The sequence below is a fragment of the Rivularia sp. PCC 7116 genome, assembly GCF_000316665.1.
Taxonomy (GTDB): domain Bacteria; phylum Cyanobacteriota; class Cyanobacteriia; order Cyanobacteriales; family Nostocaceae; genus Rivularia.
Genome location: NC_019678.1, coordinates 302769 through 325058, shown reverse-complemented (window position 1 = coordinate 325058; position 22290 = coordinate 302769). Strand labels below are relative to the sequence as shown.

The 22290-nt window shown below is 38.2% G+C and carries 16 protein-coding genes; all 16 read left to right on the top strand.

What is annotated here, in order from left to right:
• The first annotated feature begins 214 nt into the window (after positions 1-214).
• Positions 215-2278 carry a nucleoside-diphosphate sugar epimerase/dehydratase gene (locus tag RIV7116_RS01255; RefSeq protein ID WP_015116442.1) on the top strand — a complete coding sequence of 688 codons (2064 nt, stop codon included), beginning with the start codon at positions 215-217 and terminating at the stop codon, positions 2276-2278.
• Positions 2279-2370: 92 nt separating this feature from the next.
• Positions 2371-3801, top strand: a complete 1431-nt coding sequence (locus RIV7116_RS01250) for a DUF4832 domain-containing protein (protein WP_015116441.1) — start codon at positions 2371-2373, stop codon at positions 3799-3801.
• Positions 3802-3825: 24 nt separating this feature from the next.
• Positions 3826-5208, top strand: coding sequence for a murein biosynthesis integral membrane protein MurJ (gene murJ, locus RIV7116_RS01245; protein ID WP_015116440.1), 1383 nt, complete (start codon positions 3826-3828; stop codon positions 5206-5208).
• Between the two features lie 34 nt (positions 5209-5242).
• Positions 5243-6403 (top strand): glycosyltransferase family 4 protein, encoded by a 1161-nt coding sequence (locus RIV7116_RS01240; RefSeq protein WP_015116439.1) that lies wholly within the window; start codon positions 5243-5245, stop codon positions 6401-6403.
• A gap of 43 nt (positions 6404-6446) precedes the next feature.
• On the top strand, positions 6447-7661 hold the full coding sequence (locus RIV7116_RS01235) for an O-antigen ligase (RefSeq protein ID WP_015116438.1): 1215 nt from the start codon (positions 6447-6449) through the stop codon (positions 7659-7661).
• On the top strand, positions 7658-8794 hold the full coding sequence (locus RIV7116_RS01230; protein WP_015116437.1) for a glycosyltransferase: 1137 nt from the start codon (positions 7658-7660) through the stop codon (positions 8792-8794). The genes RIV7116_RS01235 and RIV7116_RS01230 overlap by 4 nt, the downstream gene beginning before the upstream one ends.
• A 152-nt stretch (positions 8795-8946) precedes the next feature.
• Positions 8947-10038 (top strand): glycosyltransferase, encoded by a 1092-nt coding sequence (locus RIV7116_RS01225; protein WP_015116436.1) that lies wholly within the window; start codon positions 8947-8949, stop codon positions 10036-10038.
• 68 nt (positions 10039-10106) lie between these two features.
• Positions 10107-12056 carry an asparagine synthase (glutamine-hydrolyzing) gene (asnB, locus tag RIV7116_RS01220; RefSeq protein WP_015116435.1) on the top strand — a complete coding sequence of 650 codons (1950 nt, stop codon included), beginning with the start codon at positions 10107-10109 and terminating at the stop codon, positions 12054-12056.
• 143 nt (positions 12057-12199) lie between these two features.
• A complete protein-coding gene (locus RIV7116_RS01215) occupies positions 12200-13165 on the top strand; it encodes an NAD-dependent epimerase/dehydratase family protein (protein WP_015116434.1) in 966 nt (321 codons plus the stop codon).
• Between the two features lie 12 nt (positions 13166-13177).
• Positions 13178-14332, top strand: coding sequence for a glycosyltransferase family 4 protein (locus RIV7116_RS01210; protein WP_015116433.1), 1155 nt, complete (start codon positions 13178-13180; stop codon positions 14330-14332).
• 362 nt (positions 14333-14694) lie between these two features.
• Positions 14695-15348: a sugar transferase gene (locus RIV7116_RS01205; RefSeq protein ID WP_015116432.1), complete on the top strand. Its 654-nt coding sequence runs from the start codon at positions 14695-14697 to the stop codon at positions 15346-15348.
• 47 nt (positions 15349-15395) lie between these two features.
• Complete coding sequence (locus RIV7116_RS01200) at positions 15396-16511, top strand: hypothetical protein (protein ID WP_015116431.1); 1116 nt, start codon at positions 15396-15398, stop codon at positions 16509-16511.
• Positions 16512-16543: 32 nt separating this feature from the next.
• Positions 16544-17419, top strand: a complete 876-nt coding sequence (locus tag RIV7116_RS01195; protein WP_015116430.1) for a phytanoyl-CoA dioxygenase family protein — start codon at positions 16544-16546, stop codon at positions 17417-17419.
• Positions 17420-17497: 78 nt separating this feature from the next.
• Positions 17498-18589: a peptidoglycan bridge formation glycyltransferase FemA/FemB family protein gene (locus RIV7116_RS01190; RefSeq protein WP_015116429.1), complete on the top strand. Its 1092-nt coding sequence runs from the start codon at positions 17498-17500 to the stop codon at positions 18587-18589.
• A complete protein-coding gene (locus RIV7116_RS01185; RefSeq protein ID WP_015116428.1) occupies positions 18586-19749 on the top strand; it encodes a DegT/DnrJ/EryC1/StrS aminotransferase family protein in 1164 nt (387 codons plus the stop codon). Before RIV7116_RS01190 ends, RIV7116_RS01185 begins: the two co-directional genes overlap by 4 nt.
• A 253-nt stretch (positions 19750-20002) precedes the next feature.
• The gene (locus RIV7116_RS01180) at positions 20003-22189 is read left to right on the top strand and encodes a polysaccharide biosynthesis tyrosine autokinase (protein ID WP_015116427.1); all 2187 of its coding nucleotides are present in this window, start codon (positions 20003-20005) and stop codon (positions 22187-22189) included.
• Positions 22190-22290: the final 101 nt, after the last annotated feature.

Genomic DNA, 22290 nt, shown 5'->3' with positions numbered 1-22290 from the left:
GCTGCGTCCCTTTGAAAATCTTTTTCTTTCAAAGCAGAAGCAACGAGGGTGAAGTTTTAGATATATCGCAATCAGCGAAAAACAGCTATGTTGATGGGGGAACTTATGGTGTGTGTGAATAGTTTATATTGATTAGATTATATTATTGATTGCCTCTGATATTTTGACCCAAGGGTTATGTTTTTGGAACACTTCCCAGAAGGTATTTATCGCGATGAATAGTTTATTCATGGTTTCTCATTGGCTGCTTGATAGATCGACAAAAGTTATGTTTAACAATTTGTTGAAATTGAGAAACCGTCATTTACTGATTTTTGACGTTATTGTTTTTGCTTTTACGCCGCTCTTAGCTTTGATACTGCGTTTAGATGGCGATTTAGCTCTTGAGCCATATGTATCTGACTTAATTACAGTAACTTTAATTTTTTTGACAGTTAAAATCGGTGTTTTTTATAGTTTTGGTTTCTATCGGCGCTATTGGCGTTATGCAGGTGTAGAAGAATTGAGCTATGTAGCCATGTTGATAGTGGCTGCGATGGTAATTCAAACTTTACTATTCGATGTTATTAACTTTACCATACCTTGGGCTGTTGATACACTACCAAGGTCGCTACCGTTTCTCGATGGATTGCTTTCTTGTATTTTTATTGGAGCATTACGTTTTAGCGTTCGAGTTGTTGAGAGAACCAGACATTCGCGTCTAGCTTTTACTCGTAGATTCCACAATCAAGACGAACGAGTACTGATAGTTGGTGCTGGAAGTGCTGGAGTAAGTCTCGTACAGGAAATGCAAACCAGTAGTGACTTAGGTTTCCGTCCTGTAGCCTTCATTGACGACGATGTAACCAAATTCAACGCACGCATTCGGGGAATTCATGTAGTTGGCGATCGCCATTCAATTCCCGAAGTTCTAGAGCCTTTGAGGGTAGATAAAGTAATTATTGCCATGCCTTCAGTGGCGGGAGAAGTGATTCGAGAAATCGTTGATATTTGTAAGTCCGCCGGAATACAAGCCTGTACCTTACCGGGAATAAACGAAATACTCAACGGTAAAGTTAGCTTGAATAGCATTCGCGACGTGAGAATCGAGGACTTGCTCAGACGCGAACCCGTACAAACCGAAATTGAAAAAGTAGCTGAATTTATCAATGGAAAAAGAGTTTTAATTACTGGCGCGGGTGGCTCTATTGGTAGCGAACTTTGCCGTCAGATTTGCTCTTGTCGTCCCAAGGAAATAATGTTGGTGGGACATGGAGAAAATTCCGTTTTTACGATTCAGCAAGAATTGAATCAGCTTGTAAAACTTTTACAAGAAGATAGTAAAGCTTCGGGGTACGCACCAAGAATTTTAGGATTTATAGCCGATATTCGCTTCAAAGATAGACTTAGGAACGCCTTTGACAAATTCCAACCGGACGTTGTTTTCCATGCAGCAGCCCACAAACACGTGCCCTTGATGGAATTGAATTCACCAGAAGCCATCACTAACAATGTAATTGGGACTAAAAATTTAGTTGAGGAAGCATTACGATGCAACGTTAACCATTTCGTCATGATTTCCACCGATAAAGCGGTAAATCCCACCAATATTATGGGAGCCAGTAAGAGAGTTGCAGAAATGGTGGTTCTGCAAGCCGCGAAGCAAAGCGGTAAATCTTATGTAGCCGTGCGTTTTGGTAATGTTTTAGGTAGTCGCGGTAGCGTTGTTCCTACATTTAAAAAGCAAATTGCCGCAGGTGGTCCGATAACTGTAACTCATCCGGACATCTGTCGTTACTTCATGACGATTCCCGAAGCAGTACAGTTAGTGTTACAGGCAGCAGTTTTGGGTAGAGGTGGCGAAGTACTGATGCTGAACATGGGCGAGCCTGTAAAAATTGTCGATTTAGCATCAGAATTAATTAGACTTTCTGGTTATAGGGTGAATAAAGATATAGACATTGTTTTTACAGGCTTGCGACCGGGAGAGAAATTATTTGAAGAGCTGTTTATAGAAGGAGAAGAATACGACCCGACAGAACATGAAAAGCTGTTTATGGTGAAGAATTCAAGCCGAATTATACCAAAAAGTCTGAATGTTTCCGTAGATGCACTTTGTCAAGCTGCTGGTAAAAACGATACAAATTCTATTAAGTTTTTATTAGAGCAATTGGTGCCTGGGTACAAGCCTAAGTATTTGGATAATTTAGGGCACAAAGAGAGCTTGAGAAATAGTAATTCTGCTGAGAAAGAAGCGACAGAAGGGAATAAGATCAAAATTGAACCTAAAAACGCGTAAATCTTTTGGAGGAAGAAAAATAGACTCATTCTGTGGTAATTATGTGTTTATAAATTCTATATTCACAGGATGTGTTTAGGGATACCAAAGGTATGAAAAAGAGTCTCAAAAAGTGTGTCAGTAGTTTATCTTTAATCGTGATTACTGGTTTGAGCTATGGGTGCCGTATAATGCCTCTAAATGCTTCCACAGTAAATACTTCATATTCTGAAAGTTTCGAGAATTTTCCTAATCCAGAAAGGGGATTCTACATATCAGATGGCCCTGATGCAAGTAGTCCGATTTCTCTAGGAAAACTACAAGAAGTCAGAAGTCAAAATATGAGTTTGATTCGTCGGATTTATCTACTGTCGAATTATAGGGATAGTCCGCTATCTGAGTCCTTTTTAAATTTGGTATCAAATGACTTCCAAAGAGCTAGAGAAGCAGGAGTAAAACTAATTATTAGATTTGCATATAACTGGGAACAAGGAGAACCAGACGCTTCTAAAGACAGAATTATCTCTCATATGGAACAATTAAGGCCGGTATTGCAAAACAACTATGATGTGATTGCTTACGTTCACGCAGGCTTTATTGGTGCTTGGGGAGAGTGGAATCGCTCGACAAACGACCTGCTGAATACTACAGATATGCAAGATATTTTATTTAAATTCTTGTCTGTAATTCCTTCTGACAGGATGGTAGCTTTACGTTATCCATACTATAAAAAAAGAATTTACGATAATGCAAGTCCTTTAAATTCTTTTGAAGCATTTAACAGTAGTAACCGAGCTAGAACGGGTGCAATAAATGACTGTTTCTTGGCTAGTAGAGATGATGGAGGAACTTACCTACTTGATGACGATATTGAACAGCAGAAGAACTATCTTAGCCAGGATAACTTATACGTGGTGCAGGGAGGAGAAACCTGTAATTCTGATAGTCGCGCACAACCATATATTGGCTGCAACAATGCTTTGAATGAATTATCGCGAATGCGTTGGAGTGCTTTAAATTCTCGATTTGAACGAGGAGTATTAGATACTTGGAGAAATCAAGGATGTTACGGAGAAATCGAGCGTCGTTTAGGCTATCGATTTAACCTTATAAATTCAGAGATTACCAATACTGCAAAGCCAGGTGGTAGGTTCTTTGCTAAACTAAATATACAGAATGTCGGCTGGGCTAGTCCTTATAATCGCAGATTCGTAGAAATAGTTTTACGGAATAAACAAACAAGCCAAGAGTATTATTTACGGGTAAATGAAGATCCTCGCAGATGGTTAGCTGGCAACACTACAACTGTAAATATTGAAGGTGGTTTACCAGCAAATATACCATCAGGTGAATATGACATATTCCTGAATTTACCCGACCCTAAATCAAGACTTTATAATCGCCCGGAATATTCTATTAGGTTGGCAAATGTGGATGTTTGGGAAAATTCTACAGGGTATAACTCCTTATTAAGCAGTGTTGTTATTGATGCAAATGCAGGAGGAGGTGAATATACAGGCAGCAACAACTTTATACCACGTTAAACAGGTAGGAAACTAATATAACAAATGAAAATTTTGCGATTGCACAACCTAGTTACATTTTGGAAAAAACTAACAAGCGGTTCTACCAATCGCAAAATTTTCGGTGCGGCTATGACCATTGCATCGTTAACATTAATGGTCAAAGTTGTAGCAGTCGCAAAAGAATTGGTAGTTGCTTGGAAATTTGGTACTAAAGATGAATTAGATGCTTTTTTAATTGCTTTTGTGGTTCCAAGTTTTATTATCAATGTTATTGCTGGCTCTTTTAGTTCTGCCCTAATACCGAAATACATCGAAGTAAGAGAGTCTGAAGGGAAAAAAGCATCTCAAAGGTTGCTGTCGGGGGTAATGATTTGGGGAGTAGTACTGCTGATAATTACAACGGTACTAATGGTACTAGCAGCTCCTTTGTATTTGCCTCAGATTGCCAGAGGGTTTGATAGTCAGAAACTAAATTTAACATATAGTTTACTGCATACACTAGCCCCCGTGGTAATTTTGGAAGGAATTGTTTTTATTTGGGGTGCTGTGTTGAATGCAGGGGAGCGTTTCGCTTTGGCGGCTTTTACACCAATACTGGCTCCCCTAATTACCATTATATTGCTTGTAGGAGTATGGTCTTGGGGTAGCTTCACTTTAGCTATTAGTTTAATCTTAGGTGCAGTAATAGAAATTATCATTCTGGGAATAGGTTTAAAAAAGCAAGGAATAGTTCTATTTCCCAAATGGTATGGCTTAGATCCTCATTTGCGTCAAGTCGCCCAACAGTATCTACCAATAGTAGCTGGATCTCTTTTGATGTGCAGCACCAATATAGTAGATCAATCAATGGCAGCGATGTTATCACCCGGAAGCGTGGCAGCACTGAGTTACGGCAATAGAGTTATTGCTTTGCCAATTACTTTAACCACTACAGCTTTAAGCACTGCGGTGATTCCTTATTTTTCCAAAATGATTGCGACTCAAAACTGGAATGATGTCCGCCATACGTTTAATAATTATCTTCGCCTAATATTTTTAGTTACAGTACCGCTGACAGTAATTTTTATGGTATTTTCTGAGCCAATAGTGAGAATACTTTTTCAACGGGGTTCGTTCACTAGTAGCGATACCAATTTGGTGGCTAATATTCAAGTTTTTTATGCTTTTCAAATTCCTTTTTATATTGCAAGTATTTTAGTTGTGCGTTTGATTTCCGCAATGCGTATTAATCAAGTACTGGTGTGGGGGTCTGCTTTAAATTTAATTGTTAATATTATAGGTAATAAATATTTTATGCACTGGTTTGGAGTCAAAGGAATTGCCTTGTCAACAAGTTGCGTATATTTAGGTTCTTTTATTTATTTATACTGCGTGGGTAGAAATAAATTGAATTTGAAACTAAAAACTCAAAATTTAATAGATTGATTACAAATAATCAAAAGAATTATATAAAAAACAGATGTTAATAAAACAGAAAAAAACAACCACAATCAGAGACAAAATTAAACTAACTTTAATTATATATTCTCTTTCCTCTGGCGGTGCAGAAAGAGTAATATCTATATTGGCTAATTATTGGGCAGAGAAAGGTTGGAAAATTACTTTATTAACTTTAGTTAGCAACCAAGATATACCGTTTTATAAATTAGACAGTCGTATTAACCAAGTTGCTCTAGGAATTGCAAAAGAATCTCCGAATAAGATATTCGGTCTTTGGAATAATTTGAATAGTATTCGTATATTGCGTTCGGCAATAAACCAAAGTCAGCCTGATGTCGTCATTAGTTTTATGGATACAGTTAATGTACTCACATTACTTGCAACAAAAGGTTTAAATATCCCGGTCTTGATTTCAGAACGAAATAATCCCATAAAGTCTTGTACAGAAGGAATTTGGACAAAACTGCGAAAGTGGACATATCCATCAGCAGACGCTATTATTGTGCAAACTCAAAGGATACAAAATTATTTTCAGCTTCAATTACAAAAACGTATCTTGATTATTCCTAATCCGGTTGTTTTACCATCTATAGCGAGGGGAAAAAATCTGCAAACAACCTGTGAAAAAGCGGATAAATTACTCATCGCAATGGGAAGACTTGAAGAACAGAAAGGCTTTGATTTGCTATTACAAGCCTTTGCCAAACTAGAAGATAAATATCCTCAGTGGAAATTAGTAATTTTGGGAGAAGGTTCATTACGCCCACAGCTAGAACTTTTGCGCGAGCAATTAGAGCTAACAGAACGAATTGATTTACCAGGACGAGTTAAGAATCCCCACGAATATCTCCAGCGAGCAGACTTATTTGTAATGTCTTCACGCTTTGAAGGTTTTCCGAATGCGCTGTGCGAAGCGATGGCTTGCGGACTAGCAGTCATTTCTTTTGATTGTCCTACGGGACCACGAGAAATTATCAGTCATGGCAGGGATGGCATTTTAGTACCAAATGAGGATTTACCTGCTTTAACCGTAGCAATGGAAAATCTCATGTCTGACGAAAAAGAGCGTCAAAGACTAGCTTCTAATGCTCCCAAAATAGTACAGCGTTTTAACTTGGAATCTGTTGCACAAAAGTGGGAAGAACTAATAGATAAGCTCGCATATAGTAAGGTTTTATAAATAAGTATTTATAATCATATAAAGTATATATAAAAATATAGAGATGGGTTTAAAAATAAATTTAATTGTTGTTTATAAATGCTTTTTAGCTATATTTGCTATCTTTCTATTTTATAGCCATTTAGATATATATTTGTATGAAAGCGGTTCTTTTCCTACTCCTCTAACAACGCTGAGAATTTTTTTTCTGCTCTCGGCTCCAATATTTGTCAGTTACATTTCGCATAGTTTTAAATATTTATCAAAACCATTAATAATTTGGTGTTTTTTTTATATAAGTATCTCAGTAATTTACTTAACTCATTTTACTAATTGGTCAGAAATAGCTATTCAAGAACTAGATACTAGAATACTTTCGGTAATTTATCTGGTAACAATGCACTTGATTTTTTCAGAACACTCTATGGTGCAAAAAGTTGCTATATGGGCGATAGCAGTGATAGCGATTGTAACTACAGTAAATAATTTTATAGAATTAACCAACCCAGATTTTTTTGGAGGAGTTAACACAACTGGTAGACCGGCAGGATTTTATCTCAATCCTAATATTGCTGGTGGCTCGCTTATTTGTAGTATGATTTTTTGCGTCAGTATTATTCCCCGAAAATTGCGTTTACCATTTATATTTATCGTCGGTATCGGAGCTTTCATGACATTCTCAAGAGGAGCTATTTTAAGTTGGATATTGATGGTTATATTTTTCAGTTATAAAAAAATAATTTCACTCAAAAAAGTTTTTTTTGGTATTGGATTTATAGGAGCTTTACAGATATTTCTCGGCAGTGCATTGTTAATAACTACCTTAGAAGAAATGAATATATTAAATGATAATATTGCTGGAAGATTAGTATGGTTCCAAGACCCTTCCTCTCGCGATGCTGATGACGACACATCACGTTTAGATATTGTTGAAGTTGGCTGGTATAGATTTCTTAAAAGCCCGATTATTGGCAATGGTATAGGAACAACTCACAGTTGGTCGGCAGGGCTTTCTACGCATAATATATATCTTAATTTAATCATAGATCATGGTTTTTTGGGAATATTAATCATGCCTCTGTTAGTTTATGCAACTATTAAAGGAGCTTATGGAAAAGTTAAAGATATTAGCTTTATTTTTGCTGGCTTTATTCTACTATGGGGAATCTTTAGTCATAACGTTTTAGATGAAAGATACATGTTGACAACATTTTCATTGATGGCTGCAATGACAATGCAAAGTCAATTTGATAAATCAGTTTTTATGGAAAACAGATGATGAAAATAGTTTATTGTACTACTGGACTCGATACTGGTGGCGCAGAAATGATGCTTTACCAGTTACTATCAAAAATTAATCGAGAATGTTTTAGCCCTACAGTAATTTCTCTTCTTGATAAAGGAACGTTAGGGAATAGAATAGAAGCTAACGGTATTCCAATTTACACTTTAAACATGGAACAAGGAATACCCACACCGGCTAATATTTGGAGACTAATCAAAATAATTCGTCAAATAAAGCCCGATTTAATTCAGGGCTGGATGTATCATGGCAATATAGCAGCGCTGTGGGCAAAATTATCTCTTTTATCTCAAGTCCCCGTTTTATGGAGCATTCACTACTCTCCGACTTCATTAAGTTTAGAAAAAAAATTAACTGCATTATTAATTAAGTCAGGAGCATATGTTTCTCCCTTTAGTGCAAGTAATATATTTGTTTCTCAAACAAGTCGTCATAAGCATGAAAAGTTAGGTTATCACAGCAAACATAATTGCGTAATTCCTAACGGTTTTGATACTTCTATTTTTGCACCTTCATCCGCAGCTAGATCCAAGATTCGATTTGAACTATCTTTACCTGAAGACAGCATTTTAATTGGCATGATGGGACGATATCATCCCATGAAAGACCACAACAATTTTTTGCAAGCTGCAGCTTTGATATCCCAAAAATACGACAATGAAAATATATATTTTATTTTAGCCGGAACGGAAGTAGACAAGGACAATAAAAATTTAGTTGGCTTAATTAAAGATTTACAGTTAGTCAAAAAAACAAAATTATTAGGTGAGCGACGCGATATACCTCAATTGGCTGCTGCGTTCGATATTTTTACTTTGCCATCTGCCTATGGCGAAGCATTTCCTTTAGTTGTCGGTGAAGCGATGTCCTGCGGTGTACCTTGTGTAGTCACGGATGTTGGTGATTCTGCTCTTATTGTGGGAGATACGGGAAGAGTTATATCACCCCAAAATCCTGAAGCTTTGGCTCAAGCTTGGCGAGAGTTAATTAATATGGAAACCTCTGATAGAGAAGCACTAGGAAAGGCTGCAAGAGCAAGAATCCAGAAATTATTTTCTTTAGATTCCGTAGTGTCCGAGTACGAAAAGTTGTACGCCAGTTTGGCTTAAGTTCAACACTTTTTGATTTAAAAGTTAAAAGATTCAGGACTTACGCAATTGTCACAATGTCTGGTTGGTGCGTGACTACGAGAAAAATATGCCGGTTGCGTAAATCCTAAGATTATTTCTTAAACAAAATGATAATTTGAAATGGCTAATTTATGAGACATATTGCTTTTTTTATTCCCAGCATGGTTGGTGGTGGTGCCGAAAGAGTAGTAGTGAATCTACTCAAAGGAATGTTATCAAAAGATGTATCTTTAGATTTGGTTTTAGCTAGTGCGACTGGGGCATACATGAACCAAATACCTCCCCAGGTACGGATAGTGAATTTGGATTGTCAAAGGGTTATTAAGGCGATTTTGCCTTTATCTAGATATTTAAGAGAAAATAAGCCCAATGTGCTGATTTCACATTTATGTCATGCCAACGTAATAGCAGCATTAGCAAAGCTATTAGCACTTACAGATACTAAAATAATATTAGTTGAACATGACACTTTGTCAGTTTCAGAGTCGGAAGTCTTTCGGGCTAGATTCGTACCACCGTTAATGAAATTGCTTTATCCCCGTGCTGACAAAATTGTGGGAGTTAGTGAAGCAGTATCGCGAGATTTAGAAACTGAACTGGGTTTAAAAAAAGGTATTGTTCAAACAATTTATAATCCGGTAGTTAATCGCGAACTGATTGATAAAGCAAAAGCCCCTTTAGATCATCCTTGGTTGCAACCAAACTCTCCTCCTGTATTTATAGCAGTAGGACGCTTAACACTAAAAAAGGATTTTGCTACTTTAATTAAAGCTTTTGCAAACTTAAGACAAAAAGTTGCAGTTCGTTTGATAATTTTAGGAGAGGGAGAATTAAGACCGGAACTTGAAACAATCACGAATAATTTAGGCATTGCAAATGATGTATCGATGCCTGGATTTGTGAAAAATCCTTATGCCTACATGAGTCGGGCTAGTGCATTCATTCTTTCTTCTCTTTGGGAAGGGTTGCCTACTGTATTGATAGAAGCTATGGCTTGTGGTTGTCCGGTGATTTCCACAGACTGCCCTAGCGGACCAAAAGAAATCTTAGCAGAGGGAAAATATGGAGAATTAGTTCCGATGAGTGATGTGATGGCTTTGTCGTCAGCGATGTTGAGAGTACTTGAATCTCCTATAAGCAAAGAATTCTCAACTCAGAGGGCAATGTACTTTTCTTTTGAACGAGCAACTTCACAGTATGCAGCTTTGTCTGAGAGTGTATAAATCTTTCTTCAGATAGACAATTATCGAAAAGTCCTGATTAGTATAAATTTTCATTAGAATTAATCAATATGTGTGGAATTACTGGTTTTTGGGATACTTCAAGGCAAATAAGTAACGATAAGCTGGCAATAGTTGTCGAGCAAATGTCCAATTCACTAATTTATCGCGGTCCCGATGATAAGGGAAGCTGGGTAGATACAGAAACAGGAATAGCCTTGGGACATCGGCGATTGGCGATAGTAGACCTTTCACCGCAAGGACATCAGCCGATGATTTCCGCCGATGGTCGCTATGTAATCGTATTTAATGGCGAAATTTATAACTTTTTAGAGTTAAGGCAACAACTAGAATCATTAGGACAGCAGTTTCGAGGTCATTCTGACACTGAGGTGATGCTAGCGGGCTTCTGCCAATGGGGTATGCAAGAAGCAACTAAACGCTTTAATGGCATGTTTGCGTTTGCACTCTGGGATAGATCCAAACGAGTTTTGTATTTAGGACGCGATCGCCTGGGTGAAAAGCCACTGTATTATGGCTGGGTAGGTCGCACTTTCCTATTTGGCTCAGAATTAAAAGCCCTCAAAGCTCATCCCGATTTTCAACCGGAAATTAACCGCGATGCTTTAGCATTGTTTCTCCGCTATTCTTATATTCCTCAACCATTCTCAATTTACAAAGGTATTTATAAGTTACCACCTGCAACCTTGCTTTGCGTTGATGGCAATACTATTACTTCCGAACCAATAGCTTACTGGTCTTTAAAAGAAGCAGCAGAAGCAGGCGTGTCTAATCCTTTTACCGGTTCTGAAACGGAAGCTGTAGATCAACTTGAGGCATTGTTAAAAGATGCCGTGGCAATGCGAATGATTGCTGATGTACCTTTAGGTGCTTTTCTTTCTGGAGGAATTGATTCCTCTACGATTGTGGCTTTAATGCAGGCTCAAAGCAGTCAAAAAGTCAAAACCTTCAGCATCGGCTTTTATGAAGAAGAGTATAATGAAGCCCAGCACGCCAAAGCTGTAGCGCAACATTTAGGTTGCGACCATACAGAACTATACGTCACAGCAGAACAAACACGGGCTGTAATCCCAAAACTGCCCGATCTATATGATGAGCCTTTCTCCGATGCTTCCCAAATTCCTACTTATCTGGTATCCCAACTGGCTAGAAATCATGTAACAGTGAGTCTTTCGGGGGATGCTGGTGATGAATTATTTGGTGGATACACTCGCTATTTATGGAGTAACCGTATTTGGCAAAAATTAGGCTGGATTCCTCAAAACATGCGCCATTTATTGGCTAATGGTTTAACTGGTGTCTCATCAGAAAATTGGAATCGGGCTTTTGCTTCTATCAATCCTTTTTTGCCAACAAAATTTCAACAGCCCTTCGCAGGGTATAAATTACATAAATTAGCGGAGATTTTAGCTGCTCCCGATCCAGATACTATGTATACTGGTCTTGTTTCGCGTTGGAAACAGCCAGAAACAGTTGTCATTGGCAGTTCAGAACCGAATACAGTTTTAAGCGATCGCCAATCATGGGCAGACTTACCCGATTTTACGCAAAGGATGATGTTCTTAGATATGTTGACTTATCTACCAGAAGATATCCTTGTCAAAGTTGACCGTGCCAGTATGGGTGTAAGTTTAGAAGGTCGTATACCCTTTTTAGACCACCGTGCGATCGAATTTGCTTGGCGGATTCCCATGTCAATGAAAATCCGCGAGGGAGAGGGTAAATGGCTGCTGCGCCAAGTTCTGTATAAATATGTACCGCAACAGTTGATAGACCGTCCAAAAATGGGCTTCGGCGTGCCAATAGACAAATGGTTGCGCGGTTCCTTGCGCGACTGGGCAGAAGAATTACTAGATGAGACGCGATTGCGTCAAGAAGGCTTTTTTAACCCCCAGCAAATTCGACAAAAGTGGGAAGAGCATCTGTCAGGTAAGCGAGATTGGGAATACCATTTATGGGATGTACTAATGTTTCAAGCATGGTTAGAGAAACATTATTAAGGAATCGAGAAATTACTTGCGGTTTCACCGGATTTTCAAAATTTATTGTTTTGAAATCTTTTCTCAGTTAACAAATTCATCATCATACTTTGATTAAAAGTATTTTTTGCTAGGACGAAATTTTACAAAACAGGGTGTATAAAATGACTAAAAATATTGTCACGGGAGCCGCAGGATTTATTGGTTCTCATTTAGCCGAAGCTTTATTAAAGAGAGGAGAAAATGTCATCGGTGTCGATGAATTTAATGATTACTATGACCCGATATTAAAGCGTCAGAATGTTGCACATTTACAAAAATTTTCCAAATTTAAATTAATTGAAGGAAATATTCAGTTTTTAGACTGGAAATTGTTATTAAAAGATGTTGACGTTGTTTATCATCAAGCAGCACAAGCAGGAGTCAGAGCAAGTTGGGGAGAAGGTTTCCGCGCTTATACCGAACGCAATATTAGTTCGACTCAAGTAATACTTGAAGCTGCAAAAGACGCTAAAGAGCTTAAAAGGTTTGTATATGCATCGACTTCAAGCGTATATGGCGATGCCGAAACATTACCTACCAGCGAACAAATTTGTCCCCAACCAGTTTCACCTTATGGCATTACTAAATTAGCTGCTGAAAGGTTATGTGGACTGTATTCCAAAAACTTTGGGGTACCATTTGTAGCACTACGTTATTTTACAGTTTACGGTCCTCGCCAACGTCCAGATATGGCGTTTCATAAATTTTACAAAGCTGTATTAGAAGACAAAGCAATTCCCATCTATGGTGATGGATTGCAAACCCGAGATTTTACTTTTGTTAGTGATGCGGTAGCTGCTAATTTAGCGGCTGCAACCGCAGAAAATGCTGTTGGAGAAGTCTTTAATATTGGTGGTGGTAGCAGAGTCGTTTTAAAAGAAGTACTCGAAATAATGGAAGAAATTGTTGGTAAACCCATCAAGAGAAACTATATCGAAAGAGCAATGGGCGATGCGCGTCATACAGCCGCAGATGTATCGAAAGCTAAACGCATCCTCTCGTATCAACCTTGTGTTTCCCTTAGAGAAGGATTAGTCCTCGAATGGGAATGGCTAAAAGATTTATATATTTGTGCAACAAAACATTAATCGGAAAATAAAATGAAAATTTTACATATTTGTGCAATTGGAACCACCGCTGAAATCCTTTTGCTACCCCAGATAAATTACTTGTTATCCCAAGGGTTTGAAGTCGGCATAGCTTGCTCCTGGGATGAAGATGCTCAAAGATTGCAAGAAAAAGGATATACAGTGCATCCGGTTCAAATCGATCGGAAAATTTCTCCAATCCTAAATTTTAAAAGTATTTCGGGTTTAACAAAAATTATCAGAGAAAATAACTACGATCTAGTTCACGTTCATACTCCTATCGCTGCTGTATTAGGAAGGATTGCAGCTAAATTAGCAGGAGTAAAAGCAATTGTGTACACTGCCCATGGTTTTCCATTTCACGATTTATCATCTCCAAGCCAATATTTTTTCTACTCAAATATAGAAAAATATGCTGCTACTATCACAGATTTAATCCTGACTCAAAATCACGAAGACATTACCACTGCCAGAAAAATAGGTCTTTGTCAGCCTGAGAAAATAGCCTACTTGGGTAACGGTGTCGATATCGAACGCTTCAACCCTTCGCGATTAAATCCAGAGTCACAATCACAATTACGTCAATCATTAGGTATACCCGATGCCAGTTTAGTCATTGGTACAATTGGACGTTTAACTCGTAAAAAGGGAAGCGGATATCTAATTGAAGCCGCAGGAGAGTTAATTTCTGAATTTCCTAATTTACACGTTGTGGTGATTGGTTCTCAACTTACCACCGACCCAGAACCCTTTCAAATCGAACTCAATCAAAGAATCAAAGCTCTTGGACTTGAGAAACACGTCACCCTTACAGGAGAACGCCAAGATATCCCAGAACTTTTAGGTCTTTTAGATATTTTTACCTTACCTACTTTCTCTCACGAAGGATTACCTCGTTCTATTGTCGAAGCCATGGCAATGAATTTACCAATAGTTGCTACAGATGTTCGCGGTTGTCGAGAAGCAGTAGTAAATGAAAAAAATGGATTTATTGTGCCATCTCAGAATAGCACCAGGTTAGCAAAAGCTTTGAGAATGCTACTTTCCGATCCCCAACTGCGACAAAAGCAAGGCAAAGCAAGCCGCGAACGTGTTGAAGCTGAATATAACGAGGAATTCGTTTTTGAGAGACTCACACAATATTACAAAGAATTAGGAGTTTATTAATTTTGAGGTGTGGCGGGTAATTTTAGATCGGTTATCAATTAATTACTGCCAAATTGGCAACAAAAAATAACTTATCTTAGTTATGTTTATTATGGATTAAAGATTTGATTCTTAATTCTAATAGGGTAATTATTCATATTTAACTGCAATACAAAGGTAGAAAAGACCTTCCCGAGTGCGGAAAGCTTATAGAAATGTGCTTTCCTAAATTTTTAGTGTGTTCGATTAATAATGCCAAGTAGCTTATTCGAGTGAGGTTATATGCTTTCATCTCGATTTAGTTCTTGTAGAGGTCTAATAGTTAATTGCTGCTGATTGCGGCAAAAATTTTTGAATGAACTTTGAAGTAAAGGGATTTATCAATGATTGCTCAAGGGTTACAGGCTGAGCGTGGTAAAAGCAGTCGCGTCATCAAATCCGTTTTAGACAGATTTTTCGCAAGCATCGCTCTAATTATGCTATCCCCAATCATATTTATAGTGGCGATAGCAATTTATTTTCGTATGGGCAGTCCGTTGATTTTTAGTCAGCCTCGTCCCGGTAAGGATGGAAAGATTTTTCGATTCTATAAGTTTCGTACCATGACAGACGAGCGGGATGCTGAGGGTAATTTATTGGATGACGAATTGCGTCTGACTGCTTTTGGTGAGTTTTTACGGGAAAGCAGTTTAGACGAACTTCCACAACTGTGGAATGTTATCAGGGGTGATATGAGTATTGTCGGACCTCGCCCTTTATTGGTACAGTATCTCGAACGCTATACTCCCGAACAAGCGCGTCGTCATGAAGTTAAACCTGGTATTACCGGATGGGCGCAAATTAATGGACGCAGATTGTTGGATGGAAATTGGGAAAAGAAATTTAGATTGGATGTTTGGTATGTAGATAATTGGAGCCTATGGTTGGACTTAAAAATCATCTTGATGACAGTAGTGAAAGTCTTGCGGAAAGAAGAAATTAGTCAGCCTGGGCACGCTACTGGTGAAGAGTTTATGGGTAGTAAAGCGAATATTTGATGAATTGGTTTGAGGAAAGCGTAAAATTTTTGATGAGGTAAAAGCAAATGAAGCAGCTGTGGGAGGTAGGTTCTGAGTTCGACTGGTCTAATGATTTTATTAATCCGATAGGAGAAGCAGTTAATTTACCATCGGATTACGAATTATTTTCTACAGGATGCGCTAGCTTATTTGGTTTAGAGAAAATTCTCAACAAAAAGCGCAACCAGAAATTAAGGTTGCATCTACCATGTTTTTTCTGTATGGAAGCAGCATCGAAGCTTGCCAAGGCTTTTGATATCTGCTGGTACCGAGATTTACCGACTCAGAAATATCCGGATTTTGATACGCTTGATGCCTCTCCAGGGGATTTGGTGTTAGCGGTGAATTTATTTGGCATTAAATCTGGAGAAATTTGGCAAGATTGGTTCAAAACCCATAGCAATGTAATTTTAGTTGAAGACCATAGCCACGACCCTTTTTCAACTTGGGCATTGCAGAGTAAAGCCGATTACGCAATGGCTTCTCTGCGTAAAACTTTACCCATCCCCGATGGGGCAATAATTTGGTCGGGGAAAAAATTAGCATTACCTAAAGCGTCTAAATCTGAGTCAGATGGTGCTTACAAACGTTTGAGTGCGATGCTACTTAAGCGGGCTTACCTGAATGGCGGGAGTGTTTCTAAAGATACATATCGACAGCTTGAGATTGAGAGTCAAGATAGCCTCGATGATGTTGAAAATGATAAGATTTCTGCATTTTCGGCAAATGTTTTGAGCAGTTTGAATATAAAGGGGTTTAGACAAACACGAGAAGCTAATATAAGGCATTTTGTAAACTTAAGTTTATCCGAGCAAGACCAAAATTGGCAGCCACTTTTTAGTACCTGGGGTGATGGTTCCGTACCATTTAACAGTATTATCGTTTGCAGAAATCGTGAAATTAGAGACTTTTTACGTAAATATCTGATTAGCAAGAACATTTTTCCACCTGTTCATTGGCCTCAACCGGGCAATGGTATGACATCAAAAGATTTGGATGCAATCGATTTATCAAATAGAATTTTAACAATACCTACAGATCAACGTTATTCCTTGGATGATGTTGCTCGCGTAGTCGAAATTATCAAAGAATTTTTCACTACTAGCGAGATTCATTCATATATTTATGCAAATTCTCGATAATTTAGTTATTAACAACTAACAAGTATTAATATATGGAAACTTTAACTAAAGGGCTGTCTCAAGAACAGTTAGAATTATTGCCAACAGAAGAAGACATTGCGTTTTACGAAGAACACGGTTGGTTTATATCAAAAAAAATCGTTCCTGAAGAAGTTCTTGATCGGGCATTCATAGGTGCCCAAAAGTTCTATCGTGGAGAAAGAGACGCAACTATTCCTTACGCAACTGGTTACAGCGATTGGAAACCTGGAGATGGTGATGCAGTTAGGAATAATCAACACGTTTCTTATCGCAAAAAAGAATTGCGTAAATTACTTCAACCGATTATTGGAGCTATAGCAGCAAAGTTGGCTAGAAGCAGAGGAACCAGATTATTTGAAGATACCTTAGTTTATAAGGCTCCGATTAAAAATAATCAATCGGGTGGTGTAGTCGGATGGCATAGCGATTATTCCTACTCTTCTATATGCACCTCTAACAATATGCTTTCGGCTTGGATTCCTTTCCATGATATTGATGAAAAAAGAGCGCCATTGGTAATGATAGATGGTAGCCATAAATGGAAAGGCAATGAGCATATGCGTACCTTTAACAATCAAAATTTAAAAGATATAGAAAATTCATTTTTTGAACCTGGGAAAAAAGTTGTTGAAGTACCAATGATCTTAGAAAAAGGTCAGGTTAGCTTTCATCATTGTTTGACTATTCATGGTAGCTATCCCAACCGCAGCGATGAACTTCGCATGGCATTTGCTTTGTACTTACAAGACTACGATAACCGCTATCAAGTATACACAAATCAAGGTAAACAAGTTCATCATTTTCTAGATCGAATGTGCCGAAAATTACCAAGTGGTAATCCCGATTATAATGACCCAGCAATATTTCCTACCTTATGGTGTGAATAAAAAATTAATTACATCATTACAGGAAAAATTTATTTTTCCTGTTGTCTTTGAATAGAAAAATCATCTTTATATATAGCTATGAATACCCAAATCATCGATTTATCCAATCCCTTGTGGTTGGAAGCTTTAGATAAAATAAAACATGACGTTTATCAATTACCAAACTATATATCTTTAGAAGCCAGTCGGAATAAACAGATACCGGAAGCCATTTTAATTACTGACGGAGATAAAATATTTTTTGCTCCTTATCTAATATCAAAATGCGATAACGTAGTTCCACAAGGATTGATTGCAGAAGAAATATACGATATCAAATCTCCCTACGGATATCCAGGAATTCTACTCAGCGAAGCAGCCGCAAATACACCTGATTTCGCAAGAGCCGCTATGTCTGAATTTAAACATGTGTTGGCTAGCAAGGGAGTTTGTTCGGCATTTTTTAGGATGCATCCGATACTTAATGAAAACTTGAACGAAATTTTTGAACCGGGATTATTTACCGATAATGGTGAAACTGTTTCCGTCGATTTAAGAATTCCCGAATCTCAATTATGGTCTCATACCAGAAAAGGTCATAAAAGCACAATTAATAAGTGCAAGCGTTTGGGAATGGAAGCAAAATTCGTTCCTATTGATGAATATTTAGATGAGTTTACTGCTATCTATCAGGAAACGATGGGAAGGGTAGAAGCAGCAGATAGATATTATTCCTTTGATTTCACATACTATCAAGAGATGCGAACAGCTTTGGGTGACAAGCTGCATCTTTGTATTGTTGAATATGAAAACGAAGTAGCTTGTGCAGGATTATACACGGAAGTCTGCGGTATAGTGCAAAGCACCCTAGGTGGTACTAAAGACAAATTCGTCGATTTGTCTCCAAGTAGTTTAGAAACAGATTGTGCTAGATATTGGGCGCATCAGCGTGGAAATCAATATCTACACTTGGGTGGGGGAGTTGGGGCTTCAAAAGACCCAGTTTATAACTTTAAAGCCGGATTTTCTAAATTAAGGCATAATTTTTATACCCTAAGACTGATAGTCGATGAGCAGAAATATCGCTATCTTGTGGAAATGAAAGCGAAGTCTTTAAACGTTCCTGTAGACAATCTGCTTGACTCTAAATTTTTTCCCGCATATCGCTCTCCTCAAGCACCATTAAAATGACAAAACAAATTCTACTTTCCACACCCCATATGGGGGAGCAAGAATTAAATTTCGTTAAAGAGGCTTTTGACACTAACTGGATAGCGCCTGTTGGTCCCCATGTAGACGCTTTTGAAGATGAATTTTGTCAACTTACGGGTGCAGGTTATGCAGCGGCTGTGAGTTCCGGAACAGCTGCAATTCATTTGGCTTTGCGGTTGCTTAACGTCGGGCAAGGAGACGAAATTTTTTGCTCGACTTTAACATTTATTGCTAGTGCTAATCCCATTATCTATCAAGGAGCCAAGCCTGTTTTCATTGATAGCGATCGCACTTCTTGGAACATGAATCCCGAATTATTAAGGGAAGCTTTGGAAAAGCGTGCCAAAATTGGTAAGTTACCCAAAGCTGTAATATTGGTACATCTTTACGGACAGTGTGCCGATATTGACCCGATTCTAGAAGTTTGTCAAAAGTATGATGTCCCTTTAATTGAAGATGCGGCAGAAGCTTTAGGAGCTAATTATAAAGGTCGCGCTCCCGGAACATTTGGCACTATCGGAATTTACTCATTTAACGGTAATAAAATAATTACAACTTCCGGTGGTGGAATGTTAGTTTCAGATGACGAAAAACTAGTCAAGAAAGCCCGTTTCCTTGCGACTCAGGCTAGAGATACTGCTCCTCACTATCAACATTCCCAGATTGGTTTTAACTATCGCTTGAGTAACGTTTTAGCTGGCATTGGTAGAGGTCAGTTGCAAGTTTTAAGCGAGCGCGTACAAGCGAGAAGACGTAACTTTGAAGTTTACGAGAAAGCTTTGAGTAATCTTCCTGGAATTGAATTTATGCCAGAAGCTGAATTTGGTTACTCAACTCGATGGCTAACCTGCTTGACAATTAATCCGCAAGCTTTCGGAGCAGATAGAGAGCGATTGCGTCTTGCACTTGCAGAAAACAGAATTGAATCTCGTCCGGTGTGGAAACCATTGCACATGCAGCCGGTATTTGCCGAATGCGAAAGTGTTGGTGGTGAGGTAGCCGCATATTTATTTGAGCGGGGATTATGCTTACCTTCCGGCTCTAATCTCACGGATCAAGATAAGACAAGAGTGATTGAAGGAGTTAAGGCAGTTCATGAAAACAAGAAAGTGTCTCAAGATAGTTTGTCTATGGTATAAAAGGGATTTTTACCAATAAACCACATATCATATATCATATTTTTATAACCACAAAATAATCCGAATATTCATTGGGTGCATCACTAGCTGTTGGGGATTGTTGGGGATTGGTCGGTAGAAATATTAACCTTGTTTATGATTAATATTTCTATGGTCGCTCCGAATTGAATCATTAAATTTTTACTTAGATACACTTAAATTTATTTATCGGTCGGTCAAAACTAAAAAGTAAAGTAAAAAATAAAATATATTTATGGAATCTCAAGAATCTAGCTTATCACTTGATAAGTATTGGCAAGTCCTTAAACGTCGCTGGGTACCAGGTATAGCGGCGTTTTTCCCAGTTTTTCTGCTTTCATTATTATCTTCTTCTTTAAAAAAACCTACCTATATAGCCGAAGGCAAATTACTATTTCAAAGGACTGATACTACTTCTTCTCTGACAGGTTTAGGAACCGAAATTGGTAAATTAGAATCAGTAGGTCAGGATAGTAAATCTAGTCCCTTACAAACGGAAGCTGAGGTAATACGTTCGGTTCCGGTGGTAAAGAAGACTATCAAAGAATTGGATCTTCGGGGTGAAGATGGAAGAATCCTAGAATATGGAGATTTTCTGGAAAAACTAACAGTAAATGATATCGCAAAGACGGACATTTTGCAAGTTAGCTATAAAGATAACCAACCTCAACAGGCAGCAAAAGTTGTAAATACTTTAATGGCAGCTTATTTAGAACACAACGTGTCTTCTCGTAGGAAAGCCGCCACGTCTGCTAGAGAGTTTATAGAAAAGCAACTTCCTCAAGCAGAAGCAATTGTAAGTAAAGCAGAAGCCGAGCTAGCTCGCTTTAAAGAAAAGAATAAAGTATATGCTCTACAAGAAGAAGCAAGTAAATCAATAGAAGTATTAAGTAATTTACAAGGGCAAATTGGCGAGATAAAAACTAAATTAGCTGATATTAGCGCTCGGAGTCAACAAATTCGCAATCAATTAGATATCAATTCCCAGCAAGCCTTGAACATGAATTCTTTGAATCAAGCTGCTGGCGTGCAAGATATCCTTAAAGAAGTGCAGCAAGTAGAGTCCCAGCTAACAGCAAGACGTACAGTCCTTAAGAATACTCACCCAGAAATCATAGCTTTAGAAAGTAAATTTAATGCTTTAAAAAGCTTGTTGCAGAATCGAATCCGTCAAACGGTGGGAGTTGATGCACAACAGCTAGATGGCAGATTGCAAGAAGGAGAATTAAAACAACGACTTGCTGGAGAATTAGTCGATTTAGAATCGACTTCTGTAGGTTTAACAAATCAACTTGCAGTTTTATCAGAATTACAAACATCTTATAAACAAAGACTAGAAAATCTGCCAAAACTAGAACTGCAGCAGCGCGAGTTGGATCGTAAAGTAGAAGCAGCACAATCAACTTATTCCCTATTGTTGAAAAAGTTACAAGAAACCAGCATTGCAGAAAATCAAAACATTGGTAACGCTAGCAGAGTTTCTGAAGCTTTAGTTCCTCAAGAACCCGTTTCTTCTCCATTAATTAATTATTTATCAGCCAGTTTGCTGGGAATGTTGGTTTCTCTGGCAACAATGTATCTTTTGGAATCGCAAGATAAATCTATTAAGACTATAGAAGAAGCCAAAGAATTAACGGGATTGACTTTATTAGGAGTAATACCCGATTTTAGCAAGCCTAAGAAATCTCTTTTGAGCAAACAGGATTTAGAACCTGCATATCCGACATTAATGGTTCGCGATGCTCCTCGTTCCCCGATCAGCGAAGCTTTCCGAATGCTGCGAGCAAACTTAAAGTTCATGAGTGCGGACAAAGAATTAAAAGTAATTGTTGTTACTAGTTCCGTACCTCAAGAAGGTAAATCGACTGTAGCCGCCAACTTAGCGACTTCAATGGCGCAAATGGAACGCAGAGTATTATTAATCGATGGAGATTTGCACCGTCCATCCCAGCATCATATATGGGAGCTTCCCAACGCACAGGGTTTAAGCAACGTGATTGTGGGGCAGGTTGAAGTGATGGCAGCTATTAAGAAAGGCATGGATAACTTAGATGTGATGACTTGCGGCGCGGTACCTCCTTCTCCTGCATCTCTATTAGATTCTAAGCGCATGGCTTCATTAGTTGAAAGCTTTAGATCCTATTACGATTATGTAATTATTGATGCTCCTTCATTGAACTTGGCAGCAGACGCAGCAACTTTAGGTCAAATGGCTGATGGCGTGCTGTTGGTGGTACGTCCAGGTGTGGTTGATTCTGTTAACGCTGCCTTTGCTTGCGAGATGCTAGAAAAATCTGGTCAGAATGTATTAGGGCAAGTAGTTAATGGAGTTGTACCCAAGAACGAGCGTCATATTAATTACTACTATAGTCAAGAGTATCCGGAAGAGAACATGACTACGATTGAAACAGTAAAAATATAGATATTAAAAGCTGGGTATTGAGTAAGCTGTTGTGCATTTTAAATGCACAATACTCTTGGAAGAAGGAAGAAGGGATAAGAGTTGTAGCCATTAACTAATGT